Below are 19,834 nucleotides of genomic sequence, written 5' to 3'. Positions count from 1 at the left end.
TCTTCTAACCCCCTGCTACTCGCCGATGGTTTGACGATCCGGTGCAGAATACATAATCATCATGCGACAGGGCTCCCAAGTGGTTACTGAGGCATTGTGCGGGACGCCTCTCGGAATTCGCAGCATCATGCCCGGCTTCAAATGGTAGCATTCATCCCCCAAAGTATGATCGCATTCCCCGGAGAGCACAAAGATATATTCCTCGCAGTTCGGATGATAATGTCTCGGATTTTCAACACCTGCATTGATGTACACCATGCCAAGGGTCATTTCACACTCTGGATCGATCTCTTGACCGCACAGCCATTGAATCTTCCCCCAATCCATATCCAGAACATGTTTTTCATCCGACAAATTCATCACGGTAGCCAAAACGGTTCATCCCCTTTAAATTGGTCTAAGATCACATATTTCTTCAATATTTTTTCATTATATTAAACATTGTTGAATTGTTCAATCGTTGACTTGGTTAACTTTGTTTAGTTATGATAAACTTTGTTAGAATCGATGTTTATTTAGGGGATTGAGCCATGAATCTTGGGGATAAAATCAAGAAGCTGAGAAAAGAGCAAAACCGCAGTCTGGATGAAATCGCCAGCATCTGCAATTTTTCCAAAAGCTTGCTTTCGAAAATAGAGAACGGGAAAACCGTCCCACCGATATCCACCCTCCTGAAAATTGCCGATGCGCTCGGCACCAAAATCTCCATCCTGCTGGATGATGAACAGCAGTCCGGCACCGTATTCACGCCGAAGGAGGCCAGCGACAGCCGCATGGTGAAAACCGAGAAGGGCTACTCTTTCTTCACCTTTGCCGTGGAACGCAGTGACAAGCTGATGCAGCCCTTTCTATTTGTCATACGTAAAGAAGATCAAGACAGTCAGAATGTATACAGCCATGTCGGTGAAGAGTTCATCTATATTTTGGAAGGAGAAATGCGCTACAAAGTCGGAAATGTAGAGTACACTATGAGGCCGGGCGACAGCCTCTACTTCGATTCGATTGAGAAGCATACGCTGATACCTTTGACAGAAGAGGTTAAATATATTGGCATTTTCACCCAATTCCCTGCATCTCCGGTACCCCGTAAGTCCTAAGCTCGCTCCGGCGAAGATCATAATTCAACCACTATTCGAATGAAACACAAAACAAGCTGATGGAACGGATTCCTCCTCCGTCAACAGCTTGCGTGTTGGTTTATTCAAGTTTGTCCACCGGACCTGTACCTTCCACGCCCTCAACCATTTCCGCTTGGACATAACGGTTTCGTCCCTGTTTCTTGGCGGTATACAACGCTTCATCCGCGGCCCTGATCAATGCCAAGAGGGAAGCGTACTCACCATGAGAGCAAGTTGACGTTCCGCAGCTGATCGTCACAATCCCCTGCTTCGCATTCTTATGAGGCAGATTAAGCTCCCTAATCCGGGTAGTCAATAGATCAGCTACCCTGCCCGCCTCCTTCTGATTACCGGACATCAGTACGGCGAACTCCTCGCCCCCATACCTTGCAATCAACTCGCAGTCGGAATTGGCAGAAGCTAATAACGTACGTGCAACCTCCTTGAGACACTCGTCTCCCTGTAGGTGACCGTAGGTGTCATTATATAGTTTAAAGAAATCAATATCCATCAGAAGCACTGACATGGGTGTGCCGCTCTCTATTGAGGTCTCCCATAACCTCTCCGCCGCGATATCAAAATGTCTCCTGTTGGAAATTCCCGTTAATCCGTCAGCTAAAGTCATTCTCTCCAGAGACTTATTAACCTGTTCCAAGGCCCGTGTTCGCTGCCTTACTTTTTCTTCGAGCGAAGCATTCAAGTGGATCAATTTGCCGGCGAGCTCCTCGCTGGAAGAGAATGCTTTCGCAAAGCCGCTGGACAATAAATAACTCTGCGCAAAAATGAAGACGAACAATCCCAAAGTTGTGAAATTACCAGTGTGCACTAATCCGCGAAGGTAGAGCACATCATTCATGATAGCTGCTCCAAGGACCATGGCCCCGGCAACGGCGGCAAGCGCCCCTTCCCTCCGTCTACTCACCGCCCTGATAAATACCGCGCACATGTAGAGCGCAGTGAATAAAATAAACAGCTGAAGAAAGAGCAGAGCCTCGGTAACCAGTTGAATGCTTCCTGCCATGATGAACAATCCAAACGCGCTGCACACCCAAGTAAGGAGGGATTTGAATCTCCTGCTCCCATCTTGCGGATACAGTCTATATACCAGCCCCCCTCGATAGTTCTCATAATTGGACACTTGTATGACGATATGGAGCGAGGTTTGCCCTGTGCCCGGGAGATAAACAACCTGAGGATATTTTGCCGGCACCGCGCTTTTGGCTGACTGCCCCACCGTACCGGAGCTTGCTGCTTCGACTTGATTCACCCAGATCCGGTAAGCGGTGAACACGACGGGAACATCCAGAGCCCATACCCTGCCGTCATTTGGAACGAGCACCTGCAGCTCATATGTTGCACTGCCATAGCTGCCCAGCTTCTCATCACCCAGCGTATAAGCATTCCATGCCAAGGTATGTATTATTTAACTTTTAGGAGAGAACCATACTGTGGAGACGTGAAGAATGGTTCCCCACCCTCTTCTCATGTAAACGGAGTGCATAACGTCAGATCGTCGAACTCAGGGGCCGCACGCTCAACGTTCAAGTCATATCCCCTACCTCAAACTATTCTCCTATGGCAATGTACATGGGCGGACAGGCAGAACTGCTTGCTCTGTCTCTTTTTGTGTTGTTCAAAAAGATCTAGCAGTAATTGGATACGATAAAAGAGCCCAAACATATGGAGGAAATTATCGATTAATGTCGAATAATATCGTATAATGCGGTATTGGTGGTGGTTAAATGATGCTTTACTCACTAATTTATATCGGATATATCGTGTCGACCTTTTATTTATTTTATTTTTCAATTGAAGTATATCTAAAGAATAGAAACAACTTTACGCACAGGCTGGCGGCTCTCCTCCTGTTTCTTATGTCGACCTGGTTTTTCCTGCAGCATCTGAAATCGGTGTACATAACGAATGTTAAGGTATCCCAGCTTCTAGTCTTCTGGTTGGAATACCCTGTTCTTTCTTTCATTATAGCTATAGGCACACATCTGTCCATGATAGCCACCTATAAGTTTGAAGGATTCAACCGCAGGCTGCTGCTGTCCGTATGCTATCTGCCTGCCTTACTATTCTCTGTCAGCTCACCGATCCCCGGTTGGGTGCATCGGGTGGAAATCGATCAACAGGGATACAGCTTATTTTATCCGGCGGCAGGCCTATACCTGTTCCTGTTCCTGGCAGCAGCTTATTTTATCGTGGGTATTGTGCTGTTCGCCACCTATCGGAGTGAAGATGCCATGGAACGGAGGAAAAATTCCATCTGGCTGTTTGGCCTATCTGCAACCTTTGGGTGGGGTATTTTTGCCGGTGTGGTCGGCGCTTTATACCCCAAGATACCGCTGATTGCTGTATTTGGTTGTTTGTACTGGGCGCTTTCCCTACGGGTTACCATGATCAAATACGCCTCCATGCCGGGTTATGAACTTCGTTTCAAGAAGCTGTATGACCTTTCGCCCGACCCGATTGTTCTGTTGAGTAAGGATATGACCATTGAAGACGCTAATATCCAATGCTTGAACCGGTTCCAGATCAGCAGGGAGAGGCTGATCGGCACCTCATTCTACGATTTGTTCGTCCAAGAAGACAGGCATAAGCTGACGCGCGAAATGAACCTATGTCTGGCTGTGGGGGAACTGAACAATAAACAAATTTCTTGTACCACCCATCTGGGGGAACCTGTTGTGTTTTCTCTGGACTCCGACATTCTGGAGATTGAGTACGAGAGAGTACGATTCATGATCATCCGAGACATCACTACGGAGAAAAATTATGAAGCCCAAATTATTAACCTCGCTTATCACGATATCTTGACGGGTCTTCGTAACAGGGTGTCATTTCATGAGGACACGAACACCCTCCTCGAAGAGCATACTCCATTTGCCGTGCTGGTCATCGACCTGGATGGCTTCAAACAGATCAATGACACTTACGGACATGATGCGGGCGATGAGGTTCTGAAGTACGTCAGCCGAATCCTTGGTGAAGAAATGTCCGGGCTAGGGAGGGCTTACAGGCTTGGAGGGGATGAATTTATCATTGTAATTCCTGAATGTCTTGGAAGGGAGCCCGCTGCCGAAGCGGCTGAACGGATTATGCGGCGGCTGAAGACAACGTTTCAGTTCAAAGGGAACTGTCTTGAGGTTTCCGGCAGTATCGGAATTTCTATGTATCCACAGGATGGACAAACATCCGATGAGGTTGTGAAAAGGGCAGATCATGACATGTATGTGATGAAGAAGAAGAGCAAGCTTGGGGCACATGAGTAGGGAAGCGGCTTAGCTCAGTCGCAAGTGCATCCGCAAGAAATGAGAATAACAAGCCTGTTATTGAGCAGTCCTCTCTCTCCAGCTTCATTATAATAAGTGCTGTCTATATACATGAAGCAGATAACATGATCGGCATACGAGACAACGGATGTCGATGGAAGTGAGGACAAAGCACGATATGAAACCCAAGATTGCAGTCGTTGGAAGTCTGAATATGGATATCGTAGTATCGATGGCCAGGATGCCGTTGGTCGGCGAGACCGTGCAAGGAAGCGCCGTTCACTACGTCCCCGGAGGCAAGGGCGCCAACCAGGCCGCAGGAGCCGCCAGGCTTGGAGCCGAGGTGAAGATGATCGGAGCCGTAGGATCGGACATCTTCGGCACTCAGCTCGTGGACAGCCTCCGAGCGTTTGGCGTGGACACGGAGGCCATTGATATGCTGCCAGGTGTGGAAACCGGTACAGCTACGATCCTGCATACGAGAGAGGACAACTGTATCGTAGTCGTTCCCGGAGCGAATGCCCGCTGCTCCGCAGATGCCGTCCGGCGTCACCATGCGCTCATTGAGCAGGCAGATCTCCTGCTGGTTCAGCTGGAAGTGCCTCTTGATACGGTACGCGAAGCACTGGGTATTGCACGCAGTGCCGGTGTTCGCACCATCCTGAACCCGGCGCCCGCTGTGCCGCTTCCTGCAGATATCCTTTCGCTTGCAGACATCCTGACACCCAATGAGACGGAACTCGCTCTGCTGTCGAACCAGCCGGTGGCTGAGACAGACCAGGCACTGATGGAGCAGCTGGCTTACTGGCGAGAACTGCATGAAGGAACGGTTGTAGTCACACGTGGTGCGATCGGCAGCTCCTATCTGGAGGCAGGCGTGCTCCAAACCGTAAAGCCGCTTAAGGTTAAGGTGGCGGATACTACCGGGGCAGGAGATGCCTTCAACGGCGCACTGGGCTATTGCATAGCTGCAGGACTCCCGTTCAGGACCGCCGTGGACTTCGCCTGCCGGACCGCATCGTTATCCGTGACGAAGTTTGGTGCCCAAGGAGGCCTTCCCACATGGTCCGAGGTGGACTCCACATATGCGTGAAGAATCGGTTCCTTGAATCCCATGAAGAAGCCTCCAAACCCACGGTCAGAGTGGATTTGGAGGCCTTTTATCATCAGCAATCCGGCGCCAAAGTGCAGCAGTTGACCGTAATATCGGCACTTGGACGAACGGGTATCATTAAGGAGGATCTCTGTCCGTCATGACCGGCTGCAGCTGTCATCCGTGCCTTTCGTCTAACCAATCACCGATGACAGATCCGCACGGATGCTCAAGGAATTCGTCAGCACTGTCCGACGATAATCCTCAGGAGACATCTGCACATACTGCTTGAAATTACGATAAAAGGAAGCCATGCTCTGAAAACCACAGTCGAAGCATATTTCCGTCACATTCATTGACGTCCCTGCCAGCAGCCGCTTAGCATGCTGGATACGCAGAGTGACGATATGACTCTTAAACTTTCTTCCTGTGGCTTCCAGAATCAACCGTGACAGATGCGACTGGCTGATATGAAATAGCTGAGCCAGCCGGGTTAAGTCTATGTCTTTCTGGTAATGCGTCTCTATATACTGCAGTACTGGACGGACATGCTCATATTTGCGCATCCCGTCCATCCATATTGTGGAGCTGATCTCTTCCTTGGACATCCGCAGCAGCTCCACGCATATGGACAGCAGCAAGCTTTTCACCGCCGTCCGATATCCTGGCGCCATACTCCGCTTCTCCTCATAGATCTGCCTGATCAGCACACGGAGCCGTTCCATCATCACTCCATCTCCCTCCAGCCGGTTTCGGAAATGAAAGGGATAGTAGCGGAAGGGAACCATGAGCTCCGGCTCTTCCTTTTCCAGCAGTTCCGCATCGAAGTTAAGAAATAGAAACTCGCAGGGATGGTCAGGATGGGACTGGGCAATATGGCTCTCCAATACATTCACAATGAAAATGTCGCCTGCAGCAACCGGATACACCGTGCTGCCAAAGTGAAATGTTCCACTACCCGAAATACACATCCCCATCTCAAAGCATGGATGATGATGCTGCTGCTCCAGCGAGGGCAGCGGAATCCACTTGAATATATTGACCGGCAGTTCTTTATCCTCATAAGCAATATGCAGGATCATCTCGTTGCCCTTCCTCTGAGCCAGATTGGGATCAATGCTTTCATTGTAACAGAAAAAAGCCCGGCCAAGGAGAGAGCCTTCCTTATCCGGGCATGTGGAACTTGAACCCAAGCAGATGGACTTATGCTTGTTCCTTTAATTTCAGGAATACTTCGCAGCTTCTCCGGGCACACTCCGATATAGCAATCGGATGGAAACCATTCACCTCCGAGTAGAGGGTATCATGGAGAGGCTCTACCCAATGGGCCGGCAGCTGACTCGCACCGAGCGAAGCACCTATAATCGAACCAACGGTGGCGCCATTGCAGTCCGTATCCCAACCGCCGAGGACGGACGTGGAGATCGCTTTATTGAAATCGCCCTTGGCAAATACCAGGGAAGCCGCGACCAGAGCCGCATTGTTGTTGGTATGCACACAATCGTAATGGTTGAAAGCATCCCAAATCCGCTGTACCAAAGTCAGCTGATCTTCCGTGCTCTGCGCAATTTCTACGGCCTGACGGATGTCACGGGCCAGGCGGCAGTTGGCTGGGATCTCACTTAGACCGATCTCCACCAGCTTCAACGGGTTCGATTCCACAAAGGCGGCAGCAATCATAGCGGCCACGAACATCTCCCCGTATATGCCGTTCCTGACGTGGGAGAACGAAGCATCACGCCAGGCAAAATCCGCTGCCAGCTCCGGTTGACCCGCAGCCCCATAAGCGAAGCCGTCGGCGCGGATTTGGGCACCGATATATTCGCGGTACGGATTCAGATAGGTCCGAACCCACTGCTGCTTCTGTCCCCAGTCCGCCGGTGCTCCGTCCACCTCATAATGATGCGTCACTTGAGCAAAATTCAAATAAGACTGCGTCTCGGCGGTACATACCTGCTTGTAGCTCAGTACCTCATGCCACAGCTTGCCGATATCCCAGGAGCCCCACTCGCGGCCTTTTCTCTCCAGCATCATCAGACCCAATACCGTGTACCGGATGTCATCATCCGTCTGCATATAGGAAATTCTCTCTCTGGTACTCTCCAGCCCGTAAGGAGCTAACTTAATACCATACTCATCTTCGGCTGTTGAAAACTCAGGTGTATAGCCGTTGATCGGCCAGGCATTTGCGCCCTTAAACCACAGATACACATTCTCCCAGCCTGGTCGGCCGTCTGAGCCTGACATGAAGTTAGGGTATTCCAGAGGCTTGCCCAATGCGCAGCCGATAGCTCTTCCAAGCCATGCCCCTCGAAACTTATCCAGCCATTGATCAGCCGTCAGCTCATTCGGGAGAACCCGGGGCCCTTCCGGGCGAAGCTCTCGAATTTTCTCCAATTCGTTAGGCTCGTTCAGATTCGGCACCTTCGGCTCCAGAGCAGACAGTTCAGCGTAAATACTCATAAGCTGTTCCTGGTTATCACCCGCTGCTTCAATTCTCTCCAAGAAGCCATCCACGCTGCAATCTTCATCCTGCCGCTGCTGGACTTCAACCTTCAATAATTCCTGCAAACCAACCCATCCGGCCATCTTGATTCCTCCCATATCATCCTGATTTCTTACCTTCAGTCTAATGGAGAAGAGGTGGGGAGGCCTCCCATAATGTGCAGGTCACTCTCATTTTTTGCGTTTCACACGAAGCGTGCAAATTTCAAAGGGGGCAAGGGGGAGCTCGATCGTCTCATCCTGACCCAATAATACCTGATCCAAACGCTCCTCTCTCAGGTTAGTCCGCCAGATCTCCGCGGCTTCATGAACCTTCAGCCTTGCAGTGCATGCCGCGCCTGCGGTCTCATACACCCGGATGATGAGTTCTCCCGAACCGTCATCTGCAGCCTTCACGGAAGAGAGAACCACATGTCCGGGGGAGAGGGTCATGAGGGAGGAAGCCTCCGGCTGATCCCGCACCGCACCCGCCAACAGGAGCTTGCCCAGCGGTACATTGACCTCTTGGGCCAGGGAGAGAACGGCCGATTCAGACCACGTGCCGCTGTAAGGTGCGAGGACGAATTCGAAGGTATGCTCCCCATGCTGCGAGGAGGTATCATCCGGAACCATGCCGGCATATTCTTCCTTGGGCGCGCGCAGCAGCGTCGTTGTGATCCGTCCGCCGTTCACCTCGACTCCCGCAGCTCCTGTATTGATTAACGCCATACCGTGTCCCTGCTCTTCGATGGAGACAAAGCGCTGCGCCGGCCATTCTCCGCGGCTCGTCCCGCGTGTTCCGTACGGCTTGCGTGTGACGGTCCCGAAGGGAATCTCATAGATACCTTCGGAACTGGCGAGCGAAGAGGAGATATTGAACCGCAGTCTGCTCGCCTCCCCCTGCCAATGGATACGGAAGCGGATATACAGCGCAGGCTTCCCGCTCAGCAGCTCCAGTTCCGCCTGCCACGTCATCGTACCTTCTGTCCCTGGGACCGGGATGCCTGTGAACGATCCCTTCAGCACAACCCGGTGACCGATCGCGGTGGCCTCGTATTGAATGAGCTCCACCTCTCCGACCGATAATGGTATTTCCGCGCCATGGGGCTCTTCAATCTGGAATGAGCCATGATCATTCTGCACAGTGAGTAAATCCGCCGCATTCTCTATCATCACCCGGCCCGATTCCTTCCAGATCAAGCGCTTGATCATGGAGCTGGAGTCGCATTCCAGGATCAGGAATTCGTTCTCTATCCTCGCCCTCTCAGCCGTACGGCCTGTTGGCTCCACAGCAGAGCCTGGCTCCATGACCAGCCTCGCCGTCCCCATAGCCGGTGTCTCCAACAGGATGCGCAGGTTACCGTCTTTGACATCATACACCACAGGTCTCTCCTTGCTTGACCCCACAGGAACATGGTCTTCCAGTTCCGTCATTGGCAGAACAAGCAGGCTCCTGCGCTGCCAAGGAAGGCCGTTGAACACAAGGATAGAGCTCGTGTCTTCATCAGGAGAACACGACGGACGCAGTGCCTGGAATGCGCGGTCCAGAACGTCCTGCGCAGCCCCCTCCACTTCATCGAGGCTCTTCAACAGGGATTTGAACACGGAGGTTGGATGGGAACCGGTGAACACATCATGGAACTGAATATAAGCCATCTCCCACCATGCTTCTTCCAGCTTCTTCTGCCATCCGTTCAGCTGAGTCCATGCCGCCCATTTCTCCGCTTCCAGGAGCAGATTCTCCACCTGACGGTTGCGGAGCCGGATCTGGATACGCTGAGAGAACGTCCCCGTAAATTCGGGATTCAGGTCTCCATGAAGAACCGGCCAGTCCGCCGCTTTCGATTCCATTGCATCAAAGAACGAGCTGAGCGTCGCATATTGCCAGCGTCCTTCGTTATCCCCGTCATTCCCCCGCTCCATATGATAGTTCGGACGGGTGCTGGGCAGCACCTCATTCTCCGTATACGCCGTAACCAGGAACGGGCCCTCTCCCTGATCCGCTGCGGCTTCCTCGAACAAAGAGTCCAGGTCCCTCCAGTCCTGGACAAATTTCCAGTGCACGTTCCCCGGCTTGATGAAAGGAGAATATACATCTCTCCCCGCAATGAGCACTTCGCTGCCGTCAATCCCCCGTGCGATGAACACATCATGATTCTTGTTGCCGCCAAACCGGTTGGCCATGAGCCGACCAAAACCGAACCCCCGCAGCAGCTGGGGGATCTGGGCATGAATCCCAAAGGTATCGATAAGCCATGCCGTCTGCACGTCGACCCCCAGGTTCTCCTTTGTCCACTTGAGACCGAGAGCCTGATTGCGGACCAAACACTCTCCATGCGGCAGATTTGTCTCCAAAGTGGACGCCATCCCGCCAACCATCTCTAGACGTCCCTGCTGTACGTATTTCTTGACCCTTGCAAGCAGGTCCGGACGCCGCCGGGCGAGCAGCCGGTAATGGGCGGCCTGCTCGATGGTGTAAGTGAACTTGGGATGCGAATCCAGAATATCCAGCACCCTGGTGATATACATATCAAAGACCTCGGCCATCTCATGACGACCCTTCTTCCAGGCCAGATCCACATGCGTATTTCCGACAACCCAATATTTTTGCTTATTCATTGTGGTTCTCCTTGTATGTGTACGTATTTCTAACCCTTGAATCTTGTTGAATCCTCCAGCAGCTGATGAACCTGGTTCCACAGCACATGAAACCCAGCATCGCCCGAGATGACACTGGCTGCAACGGCATTCCCCAGCTCTATGCACCTAGCGGCTGGCCAGTCCTGCAGCAAACCGTATATAAACCCTGCGTTGAAGGAGTCTCCTGCACCGACGGTATCCTTTACTCTAACCTCATACCCGGTAGTGTTAATCTCCTTACCATCTCTACCCAGGAAGCAGCTCCCCTCTCTTCCCCGCTTGATGACAACGCCTCTCCTGCACTGAGCCGCCAGCATCCCGGCTGCTTCACTGTAATGACTCTTCCCTGTTAAGGCGGCAGCTTCCAATTCATTGGGCAAAAAGTAATCCACCAGAGGGAGAAGCCCCCAAATCTCCTCACGGATCTCCGGGCTCCAGTCCTGGGTAGGCCACCCCGTGTCGAATAAGGTGACCATCCCCAGCTCACTTGCAGCGCGGAATATCTCCTTGGCATGGATATCGGGAGAGAGAAGAAAATAACCGGTTAACAGCAGCGCTTTGCAGTAAGGAGCTCTCCTTAGGTAATTCATGACTTCCTCGCAGCTGGTATCCAACATGGATCCCGGATAGGTCACAAACAACCGTTCACCGTCAGGCCGATTCAGGGACAGGGAGACGCCCGTTGCCTGGGAGGACCGCTTCAGACCGTCCAGCCTTACTCCTGCTTGCTGCAGCTCAGCCGTCAGCTTCCTGCCCAAGCGGTCCTCACCCACAGCCGCCACGATATGTGTTTCTTCCCCCAGGGCCGCGAGCACCAGGGCTGAATTACCAGCACAGCCTCCAAGACGCTCTTCGTATGATTCCACCAGCGCTTCTGTTCCCCATGCAGGGAGCTCTGGCAGCGACTTCATCAGAAGGTCGATATTCACGTTCCCAACCATGCATACGCCATGCCTGCTGCCTGCTTCATTTCCAGCGCTTGAACCCCTTACTCCTTGGTAGTGACCTTGGTGATCCATTGGAACCCTCCGTTCCTCTCCAACCGTTCGGCCAGCAGGTTCGCCGCGAGCTGTATGGGATAAATGTCAACCAAGGCCGCGAAGTATTCATCAAGAGCTGCTGTGTGCTCCTCCTGAGCTTCAGCATACTCGTCCTTCGCGATCCGGGCAATCCCTTCATGAATCGTTATTACCTTGGCTCCGCACCGCGTGAGCTCCATCGTGAAGGAATCGACCAGTGCACTTGTCTTTCCCGGTGAGGCGACTGCAAAAATCAGCGTCTGTTCATTGACCGTCTCCAGCGGTCCATGCCGGAAGGTCGCCGCTTCCATGCTCTCCGCCTGAACCTTGACCAGCTCCTTGAAGGTCAGTGCGCCCTGTATGGCTGTGCTTACCGCCGGTCCCCTCCCTATGAGATAGATGGAATCTGCAGTTCTCAGCCATTCCGTGATCCGGTTCCAATCCAGGGCAGCCGCATGCGATTCCAGCGTGAACAGCCGCTCCCCCGCCGCCTGAATGGCCGCAATTCCATCTGCTGCCGGCTGTTTGGCCAAGGCCTGGCATGCTAACAGGGTTACCGCCAGCGTGGAGGTATAGGTCTTACTGGAGGTCGTGGACTCTTCGCCGGCGAGCAAAGGGAGGACCAGGGCCGATTTCACCGCCAGTGTACTGGTCTTTACGTTGGTAATGCCTATAACCACCGCATCAGCAGGCAGAATGTCCAGCAGCTGCCTTATCTCAACACTCTCTCCAGATTGGGAAATAAAGAAGAGCAGCGCATTGGTGAGAAGTGTACCCGCTCCATAATGAAGAAGCTCGGAAGCTTCCACGTGAATCGCAGGGATCCCTCGCGACCACAGATAAGTCGCGGCCAGTCTGGACGCTGCATAGGAGCTTCCCATCCCGGTAAATAAGATACGATCATACTTTCTTCCGGAAAGCTCCGTCACCCGGGCCAGAAGCTCTCCTCCCTCCCGGGTAGCATAATATTCGGCCAGCCGTCCGAGCGCTTCGGGCTGATCTTTAACATCATCAATGAAATTTCGCATAGTGCAAACCTCCGACTTTAATTTATCCGACTTATTTTAAGTCTTATAATAAGTTCTTACGAATAATTTAGCCTACAGCTACCCCCTCGTCAAGATGAATATTTCATATCTGTATAGTTCTTACCTGAACAGAATACATCTTTTATGCCATCTAATTCATTCACACCTCCCCTGTCTTGCCTAATAATAAAAGTGTGTTCAGCCAATCTATAACTGAGAGAGGAAGACAGATATGAGTATCCCTGCGAACCATAAATTACGTGTAGCTGTAGTTGGGCTTCGATTTGGAGGTGCCTTCGCCCCGATTTATCATGCACATCCTAACGTAGAATACGTTGCGATCTGTGATACCGACCGTGAACTGTTACATAAGTATGGCGACAAATTCGGCTTTGAACGACGGTATGAGCGTTTGGAGGATATCCTTGCATCTGACGAATACGATGCCGTACACCTGGTCTCACCTATCCCGCTCCATGGCAAACAGTCTGTGGAGGTACTGCGGGCGGGCAAACACTGTGCATGCACCGTTCCGATGGCTACTACGATTGAGGACTTGCGGGCGATTGTAGAAGCACAAAGAGAAACAGGACTTCATTATATGATGATGGAAACCGCTGTCTATACGTATCAGTTCTTGTATGCTCAAGAAATGTACCGCAGAGGGGAGTTCGGAAGAATTCAGTTCCTTCGAGGAGCCCATTATCAAGACATGGTCAATTGGCCTTCATACTGGATGGGCCTGCCTCCCATGCACTATGCAACCCATGCGATCTCACCGCTGCTAGCCCTGACAGGCTCAAGGGCAACAAAAGTGAACTGTATCGGCTCCGGCGTAATGAACGACGAACTGGTCCGGCAGTACGGCAACCCCTACCCCGTTGAGTCCGCTCTATTCCAACTGGATCAGGATCAGCTGAGTGCTGAAGTAACCCGCTCTCTGTTCCAGACGACAAGGCCTTATATGGAAAGCTTCAATATTTATGGCGAAGAAGCATCCCTGGAATGGCACATGGAAGATGAGCCTCTAAGACTTTTCCGGACGCACGCCGAGGTTGAGGGCGAACGCGGCCGCAAAGTGGATACTACGATCGTGAAGGCGCCATCAAGGCCAGACCTGCTTCCTCCTGAGCTCGCTGAACATATTACAAGTCAGGCCATACTCGATCCTAACAATCCTCACCAATCCGTGCTGCAGGGCAACGGCCACCACGGGTCTCATCCTCACTTGGTGCACGAATTTCTGCGCAGTATTATAGAGAAGCGCAAGCCTTGGATCGATGCTGTTACGGCAGCGAACTGGACTGCGGCGGGCATCTGTGCGCATGAATCTGCCATGAGCGGCGGCAGGGAAGTCATTATTCCTTCCTTCGAATAACTTGATGGCTTACATCCTATAGATGTTGCGGATATAGACGGACGGCGCTTCGCCCATCACTTTCTTGAAGACACGACTGAAGTAATAGGGACTCGTATATTTGAGCTTGTCGCTTACTTCGGATATGTTCATGCTCGTACTCTTTAATAACTCAGCCGCTTTATGTATGCGGTGGCGTTCATGATAGTGAAATATACTGATCCCCATTCTGGTCTTGAATAAAGTGCTCATATAGCGGTAATTGAGCCCAAACTCAGCGCGGATCCGATCAGGCTCAAGCAGGCTCTCCCAGTGCTCTTCGAGATAAAGAGCTAGCTTGCGGACAACGGCATCGGACTTACTAGTCATTCTGTGGCGTTCCGGGTCATGGTGCAGCCGGTAGAGGTCCAGAAAGAGCTCCATCGTTTTTATGCTTAACAGCACATGACCAAACAACGGAGCAGAGCAGTACAATTCGTACAAGTCCTTTACTTTGGAGATGAAGGAGGCTGGTTCCTGCAGCTCTACCAACTTGGGCAGCAGGAGTTCGAATCGATAGTCAACCGGTCCAAAAACCTTATAGGTTCTTGACGCTTGAAACGGTTGGAGGCTGCCTTCTTCGACCCGTTCAGGAACATGTGCATCCTGCAGACCCTCGGAGAAGTGGATCCAGATCGTGGAAGTGCCTGGGATGGTTCCTGCTGTGCCCAAGTGATGGAGTCCACTTTTCAGGAAGAATCCCATGCCTGCTCGGAGAATATATTCCGTACCTTCTTCCACAACCTGCATTTGACCCTTAATTACAAAGATAAACACATTGAAATCCGTAATCCGGTCAGGATGAACCCAGCCTTCACTCGTCAGGGTCATCCCCACGTCCCGCACAAGAGGAAATGAACCGGTGTGCATTCGTATTTGATTCATAGGGAAGCTCCTTGTTGGTCTTTTTCTCATTGGTAAAAGCACCGCGTTACCCTAGTCTATATTCGTTTATAAGATAAGAGACTGCCACCAGGCAGTCTCTTATCGTTCTTCACCGTTTGATCATCCCGAATCCCTGCAGATCCAGCAGTACCCGGAAGGCAAACGTATCCATCGCAAAAAAATGGACACGTCACCTCAGCACCTATTAAGCTTAATACACATCACGCTGGTAACGCCCTTGCTTTTGCATATCATTTAGATATGCCTCGGCTGCTTCAGGGGTCATGACACCTTCTTTTTCAATCACGCTGAGAAGCGTGTTATGGACATCTTTAGCCATATTCTGTTTATCTCCACAAACGTAGAAGTATGCGCCATTTTCCAGCCATTCGAATATTTCCTTACTATTCTCAAGCATTTTATGCTGTACATATACTTTTTGCGCAGTATCACGAGAGAATGCAGTTTCTATTCTTGTCAGTTCCCCATCTTTTAGATGTTCTTCCAACTCGTTCTGATACAGAAAATCCGATGCTGAACGCTGGTCTCCAAAAAATAGCCATGATCTGCCTGTTGCTTGATTAACCGCACGCTCCTGGATAAAGGAACGGAATGGTGCAATGCCCGTACCAGGACCAACCATAATGATATCTTTATCATGAGACTCCGGCAGATTAAAGTGTTTATTTTGCTGAATAAATACTGGAAGTGTATCTCCCACTTCAAGACGTTCTGCACAAAAAACGGAACAAACTCCTTTTCGTTCACGTCCGTGAGCCGTGTAGCGAACAGCTCCAATGGTTAGATGCACCTCCTGAGGATTGGCGGCGATGCTGCTTGCTATTGAATACAACCGCGGCGGCATTTTTCTTAATAAAGAGACAATCTCTTGCGCAGATGCTTTCCATGGACCAAAATCACGTAACAAATCAAGCAAATCCCGCCCTGCGATATATTCTTTCAGTTGATTACTTTCATTCGACACAAGCTTCTGTAACTCTTCGTTTTCTGTTAGTTCCGCTGCCTGCTGTACCATTTTTTTAGTCAACAACGTAATCTCAACGTGTTTTAGCAGCGCCTCTTTTAAAGGGATTGTGTCATCTTGCTTATTAACTGTAACAGCCATCTCTGCATCCCAGTTCATTTCCTCCAGCAGGGCATCCACTAGTTCTTTATCATTTTCAGGGATAACACCAAGGCAATCACCTGGAGCATAGGATAGATCCGACCCTTTTAACGATAATTCAATATGTCTCGTTTCTTTACTGGAACCGGCCCCGTTCAAATTTACATTCTTAAGAACTTTCGCTTGAAATGGATTGGTCCTTGAAAATGCTGTTGGTACCTTTGTGACATCAGTAATAGTAGTTTGCACAGTCTTCACCTCAAAAAATAATATGATCTATTAAATAATACATGAAAATACATGAAAATGCATGAATAAAAAATACTATTCTCTCTCATGATGACCATTCTAATTAAGATCTGATGCGGACGGTTACGTTTATTGGGCTTCTTGTTTATTGGGCTCCTCCTATTCTGTATTTCAAGGGAGTCCTGCCGGTAAATTCCTTGAACTTCTTGCAGAAATAAGATACATTGGTGAGCCCAACCTGTTGGCAGATTTGTTGAATGGATAAGGTGCTGTTCTTCAACAGCCAGCATGCCTGCCGCATTCTTCGTGCCGTTAAGTACTGTGAGATATTGGAACCCGTCGAGTTATGAAACAGATGAGCAATGTAATAAGGAGACAGGTGCAGTTCTTTACTCAGATCCTCCAGATGAAATTCATTCGTGTAATTCTCTTCTATCCAAGTCATGATTCTTTCCATATATGACGGGGATGTGGCGGTCAGCTGATCTTCATCAACCTTTTGTTGAGGCCAAATGCTCTTCACATATTGGAGGAAACCGATGATAAACAGGATGTATGCTTCTTTCATTTCACTTGGGGAGCTCAGGGTACGATGGTAATGTTCAAACATGCTTTCAAGAGGGTTATTCGCGGGCAGCTCCGAGATAATTTGAGCTGCCTGTTTTGTTTTCCATAGGGAATGAAAAAACGCCTTCAAGGCAGGGTAAAGCTGCAGATATGCATTCAATTCAGAGGGTTCGAACGACAGAATCGACCTCGTATAGACGCTGGATTGGTCCAGATATACTTTTGTACCATGGAGTTGAAAAGGCTGGAAATACACCAACGTACGGGGGCCCATTTCAACTATTTTTTGATCAATAATGGCGTTGCCTCTACCTTCATGAACATAGAGAAACTCCATCCCTTCATGCATATGAAAGATATGCCAGTCCTCAAGGGTGGTTGTGGATTGATAAGCGAAGTCAAAAGATGTGCGCAATGAATTATAATTATAGCCCATATTTAATTTGCCCCTCACCACCACCACTCCTTAAATAACAAGATAGCGGTATTATACCGCAATGGAGAGACAAAAGGGAACTGGATTTCCTACTATAATAAGATATGTCAAGAGGAGTCGAAGATTAATGGAGGGAACAGTTATATGTCAGAGATCCATGATGAAGGAATTAAAAACAGAGGTAAATTTGAGCATCCGCCAGCGGTAAGGAAACATTTCTGTGAAGAAGCAATCGCTTATGTCCTGCACAAAATCGATCAAAACTTAGGAACGTTTACCCACAAATTTCCTGAACCCGCAAGCGTAAACCTGGTCTATGCCGCCATGGACAACGTAGAGTGGACCTCCTCTTTCTGGACCGGCATGCTGTGGCTTGCTTATGAAATCACTGGGGATGTAAAATACCGCAGTGTTGCGGAAATCCAGCTGGAAAGCTATAAAAAACGGGTAGATGAGAAAATTGCAACGGGAACACATGATTTGGGATTTCTCTATACCTTATCCAGTGTCGCAGCTTATAAGCTGACCAAGAGTGAAGCGGCAAAAGAAATCGCAGTCAAAGCAGCAGACCTGCTTATGGGGCAATATTTTGAAAAGGCAGGTATCATCCAGGCGTGGGGAGGTCTGGATGACCCCGAAAATGGCGGACGGATGATTATTGATTGCTGCATGAATCTTCCCTTATTATATTGGGCCAGCGAAGTGACTGGTGATCCGAAGTACTGCCAGGCAGCCTACAGCCACGTGAAGCAGGCAGAGAAATATATCATCCGCGAGGATGCATCCAGCTACCATACCTATTTCATGGATATTTATACAGGTGCCCCCAAGTATGGACGAACAGTGCAGGGCTATTCCGACCGGTCCTGTTGGTCAAGGGGACAGGCATGGGGGATCTACGGTTTTCCGCTCAGCTACAAATATACAGGGGATTACGGTTTAATTGTTCTTGCCAAAAAAGTGGCGAACTATTTCATTAACCGCCTTCCGGATGATTCCATAGCGTATTGGGACCTCATTTTCACTTCAGGTCCGGAGGAGAGAGACAGCTCATCATCGGCCATTGCGGCCTGCGGCCTGCTGGAGCTCTCCAAATATCTCCCGCCGACTGACGACAATCGAAGATTATATGAAAATGCAGCTATGCACATGATACATTCTCTCGCATCCAACTACACCACTGCAGACCATCCGGAGTCCAACGGAATACTGCTCCATGCAGTGTATGCCAAGCCTCACAATAAAGGAATCGACGAATGCAACATTTGGGGCGACTACTTTTACTTTGAAGCACTGGTGCGTCTGGTAAAAAATTGGGAATTATATTGGTAGGCAGAGAGGAGAAAAAGGAATGGATCAAGGAGAATTAGATCGTAAAAGATGGATTCAATGGATGCTCCGCATCGCAGAGCCCGTGCTGAGTGCTCTAAATGAACGGTCGCTGAAAAGCAGTATGCCCATCCAGGGGAAACTCGATGATCGGGGGGAGTATACCTATTTGGAGAGCCTCGGAAGACTGCTCTGCGGGATGGCGCCCTGGCTTGAGCTTACAGCGCTTACGGGTGAGGAAGAAGAGCTGCAAAGAAAAATGGCGCTGATTGCACGGAACGCTATTGATGCTGCAACAGACCCCTCTTCCCCGGATTTTATGAACTTCTCCAAGGGACACCAGCCCATAGTGGATGCTGCCTTTTTGTCTCATGCGCTTCTTCGGGCGCCGGTTGAATTGATTGCCAAGCTTGATGACCGCGTGAAACACAATCTGATTGCTTGTTTGAAAGCAACGAGAACCAGAAAACCATGCTATAACAATTGGCTGCTGTTTGCAGCCATGACAGAGACCGCGCTGTACAAGCTTGGTGCAGACTGGGACCCGATGCGTGTGGATTTTGCGCTTAAGAAGCATCAGGAATGGTATCTTGGTGACGGTATTTACGGGGACGGCGATGAGTTTCACTGGGATTATTACAACAGCTTTGTAATCCAGCCCATGCTGGTCGATATCGTGCTGACGCTGGGAGCTGAGGCACCGGAATGGGAAGAGCTCACGGAGAAGGTTATTCAGAGGGCTGCACGCCATGCAGTTCAGCAGGAACGGCTTATTTCACCGGAAGGGACTTTTCCCGCGATCGGGAGATCCTTGGCTTACCGGTTCGGTGCGTTTCAGCTGCTCTCCCAGGCGGCACTGAAGGAGTGGCCGCTGCCAGGGGTCGCCTCCAATCAGGTTCGATGTGCTTTGACAGCTGTCATCGAACGGATGATCGAAGCGCCCGGTACATTTGATCCGGATGGATGGCTGCGTATCGGCTTCTGCGGCGACCAACCGGATATGGGAGAGGCATACATTTCCACCGGCAGTCTATACCTTTGCACTTCCGTATTTTTACCGCTTGGTCTGCCGCCGGAGCATTCATTCTGGCAAGGTAAAGCGGAGTGGACATCGAAGAAGGCATGGAGCGGACAAGCCTTCCCCATCGATGCTGCATTACAATAGAGCTTTGGAATAGTAACTCCA

16 protein-coding genes are annotated in these 19,834 nt (G+C 50.3%); 6 read left to right on the top strand and 10 right to left on the bottom strand.

Annotated elements, in window-relative coordinates:
* Window positions 1-15 precede the first annotated feature (15 nt).
* A complete protein-coding gene (locus tag PM3016_RS10380) occupies window positions 16-363 on the bottom strand; it encodes a cupin domain-containing protein (RefSeq protein ID WP_238540593.1) in 348 nt (115 codons plus the stop codon).
* Window positions 364-530: 167 nt separating this feature from the next.
* Between PM3016_RS10380 and PM3016_RS10375 the strand changes: the two genes are divergently transcribed.
* The gene (locus PM3016_RS10375; protein WP_014369397.1) at window positions 531-1,097 is read left to right on the top strand and encodes a helix-turn-helix domain-containing protein; all 567 of its coding nucleotides are present in this window, start codon (window positions 531-533) and stop codon (window positions 1,095-1,097) included.
* 100 nt (window positions 1,098-1,197) lie between these two features.
* Here PM3016_RS10375 and PM3016_RS36745 read toward each other — a convergent pair whose 3' ends face one another.
* Window positions 1,198-2,529: a GGDEF domain-containing protein gene (locus PM3016_RS36745; RefSeq protein ID WP_014369396.1), complete on the bottom strand. Its 1,332-nt coding sequence runs from the start codon at window positions 2,527-2,529 to the stop codon at window positions 1,198-1,200.
* Between the two features lie 331 nt (window positions 2,530-2,860).
* Between PM3016_RS36745 and PM3016_RS10365 the strand changes: the two genes are divergently transcribed.
* Complete coding sequence (locus PM3016_RS10365; RefSeq protein ID WP_014369395.1) at window positions 2,861-4,396, top strand: sensor domain-containing diguanylate cyclase; 1,536 nt, start codon at window positions 2,861-2,863, stop codon at window positions 4,394-4,396.
* Window positions 4,397-4,610: 214 nt separating this feature from the next.
* A complete protein-coding gene (locus PM3016_RS10360) occupies window positions 4,611-5,489 on the top strand; it encodes a ribokinase (protein ID WP_016362483.1) in 879 nt (292 codons plus the stop codon).
* A 194-nt stretch (window positions 5,490-5,683) separates the two neighbouring features.
* On the opposite strand, the gene PM3016_RS10350 is transcribed toward PM3016_RS10360, so the two are convergent.
* The 5 genes from PM3016_RS10350 to PM3016_RS10330 all read right to left on the bottom strand — a co-directional run bounded on the left by PM3016_RS10350 (window position 5,684) and on the right by PM3016_RS10330 (window position 12,660).
* Entirely contained in the window at window positions 5,684-6,571 is an 888-nt protein-coding gene (locus tag PM3016_RS10350; RefSeq protein ID WP_014369392.1) for an AraC family transcriptional regulator, read from the bottom strand.
* 121 nt (window positions 6,572-6,692) lie between these two features.
* Window positions 6,693-8,078 (bottom strand): ADP-ribosylglycohydrolase family protein, encoded by a 1,386-nt coding sequence (locus PM3016_RS10345; RefSeq protein ID WP_014369391.1) that lies wholly within the window; start codon window positions 8,076-8,078, stop codon window positions 6,693-6,695.
* Window positions 8,079-8,165: 87 nt separating this feature from the next.
* Window positions 8,166-10,592: a glycoside hydrolase family 38 N-terminal domain-containing protein gene (locus tag PM3016_RS10340; RefSeq protein ID WP_014369390.1), complete on the bottom strand. Its 2,427-nt coding sequence runs from the start codon at window positions 10,590-10,592 to the stop codon at window positions 8,166-8,168.
* Between the two features lie 29 nt (window positions 10,593-10,621).
* The gene (locus tag PM3016_RS10335) at window positions 10,622-11,632 is read right to left on the bottom strand and encodes a carbohydrate kinase family protein (protein ID WP_238540487.1); all 1,011 of its coding nucleotides are present in this window, start codon (window positions 11,630-11,632) and stop codon (window positions 10,622-10,624) included.
* Entirely contained in the window at window positions 11,602-12,660 is a 1,059-nt protein-coding gene (locus PM3016_RS10330) for an SIS domain-containing protein (RefSeq protein WP_014369388.1), read from the bottom strand. The genes PM3016_RS10335 and PM3016_RS10330 overlap by 31 nt, the downstream gene beginning before the upstream one ends.
* 232 nt (window positions 12,661-12,892) lie before the next feature.
* Between PM3016_RS10330 and PM3016_RS10325 the strand changes: the two genes are divergently transcribed.
* Window positions 12,893-14,038 (top strand): Gfo/Idh/MocA family protein, encoded by a 1,146-nt coding sequence (locus PM3016_RS10325; RefSeq protein WP_014369387.1) that lies wholly within the window; start codon window positions 12,893-12,895, stop codon window positions 14,036-14,038.
* 9 nt (window positions 14,039-14,047) lie between these two features.
* On the opposite strand, the gene PM3016_RS10320 is transcribed toward PM3016_RS10325, so the two are convergent.
* The 3 genes from PM3016_RS10320 to PM3016_RS10310 all read right to left on the bottom strand — a co-directional run bounded on the left by PM3016_RS10320 (window position 14,048) and on the right by PM3016_RS10310 (window position 17,337).
* The gene (locus tag PM3016_RS10320) at window positions 14,048-14,941 is read right to left on the bottom strand and encodes a helix-turn-helix domain-containing protein (protein WP_014369386.1); all 894 of its coding nucleotides are present in this window, start codon (window positions 14,939-14,941) and stop codon (window positions 14,048-14,050) included.
* Between the two features lie 211 nt (window positions 14,942-15,152).
* On the bottom strand, window positions 15,153-16,316 hold the full coding sequence (locus tag PM3016_RS10315) for a sulfite reductase subunit alpha (protein WP_013915482.1): 1,164 nt from the start codon (window positions 16,314-16,316) through the stop codon (window positions 15,153-15,155).
* A gap of 145 nt (window positions 16,317-16,461) precedes the next feature.
* On the bottom strand, window positions 16,462-17,337 hold the full coding sequence (locus tag PM3016_RS10310; RefSeq protein ID WP_238540486.1) for an AraC family transcriptional regulator: 876 nt from the start codon (window positions 17,335-17,337) through the stop codon (window positions 16,462-16,464).
* Window positions 17,338-17,463: 126 nt separating this feature from the next.
* On the opposite strand from PM3016_RS10310, the gene PM3016_RS10305 reads away from it, so the two are divergent.
* Both PM3016_RS10305 and PM3016_RS10300 read left to right on the top strand, forming a co-directional pair.
* Window positions 17,464-18,651: a glycoside hydrolase family 88 protein gene (locus PM3016_RS10305; protein WP_014369384.1), complete on the top strand. Its 1,188-nt coding sequence runs from the start codon at window positions 17,464-17,466 to the stop codon at window positions 18,649-18,651.
* Window positions 18,652-18,670: 19 nt separating this feature from the next.
* Window positions 18,671-19,813 (top strand): DUF2264 domain-containing protein, encoded by a 1,143-nt coding sequence (locus tag PM3016_RS10300; protein ID WP_014369383.1) that lies wholly within the window; start codon window positions 18,671-18,673, stop codon window positions 19,811-19,813.
* The last annotated feature ends 21 nt before the right edge of the window (window positions 19,814-19,834 follow it).

The organism is Paenibacillus mucilaginosus 3016, from assembly GCF_000250655.1.
In the GTDB taxonomy this organism is placed as follows: domain Bacteria; phylum Bacillota; class Bacilli; order Paenibacillales; family NBRC-103111; genus Paenibacillus_G; species Paenibacillus_G mucilaginosus.
Note: the sequence above shows the minus strand (reverse complement) of the source record. Positions and strands in the feature narration are given on the sequence as shown.

Bases quoted from the DNA above. Each gene is read 5' to 3' on its own strand.
- PM3016_RS10325 (WP_014369387.1), top strand. From the start codon at position 12,893: ATGAGTATCCCTGCGAACCATAAATTACGTGTAGCTGTAGTTGGGCTT.
- PM3016_RS10375 (WP_014369397.1), top strand. From the start codon at position 531: ATGAATCTTGGGGATAAAATCAAGAAGCTGAGAAAAGAGCAAAACCGC.
- PM3016_RS10345 (WP_014369391.1), bottom strand. From the start codon at position 8,078: ATGGCCGGATGGGTTGGTTTGCAGGAATTATTGAAGGTTGAAGTCCAG.
- PM3016_RS10300 (WP_014369383.1), top strand. From the start codon at position 18,671: ATGGATCAAGGAGAATTAGATCGTAAAAGATGGATTCAATGGATGCTC.
- PM3016_RS10320 (WP_014369386.1), bottom strand. From the start codon at position 14,941: ATGAATCAAATACGAATGCACACCGGTTCATTTCCTCTTGTGCGGGAC.
- PM3016_RS10350 (WP_014369392.1), bottom strand. From the start codon at position 6,571: ATGATCCTGCATATTGCTTATGAGGATAAAGAACTGCCGGTCAATATA.
- PM3016_RS10330 (WP_014369388.1), bottom strand. From the start codon at position 12,660: ATGCGAAATTTCATTGATGATGTTAAAGATCAGCCCGAAGCGCTCGGA.
- PM3016_RS10365 (WP_014369395.1), top strand. From the start codon at position 2,861: ATGATGCTTTACTCACTAATTTATATCGGATATATCGTGTCGACCTTT.
- PM3016_RS10335 (WP_238540487.1), bottom strand. From the start codon at position 11,632: ATGGATCACCAAGGTCACTACCAAGGAGTAAGGGGTTCAAGCGCTGGA.
- PM3016_RS10305 (WP_014369384.1), top strand. From the start codon at position 17,464: ATGTCAGAGATCCATGATGAAGGAATTAAAAACAGAGGTAAATTTGAG.
- PM3016_RS10360 (WP_016362483.1), top strand. From the start codon at position 4,611: ATGGATATCGTAGTATCGATGGCCAGGATGCCGTTGGTCGGCGAGACC.
- PM3016_RS10340 (WP_014369390.1), bottom strand. From the start codon at position 10,592: ATGAATAAGCAAAAATATTGGGTTGTCGGAAATACGCATGTGGATCTG.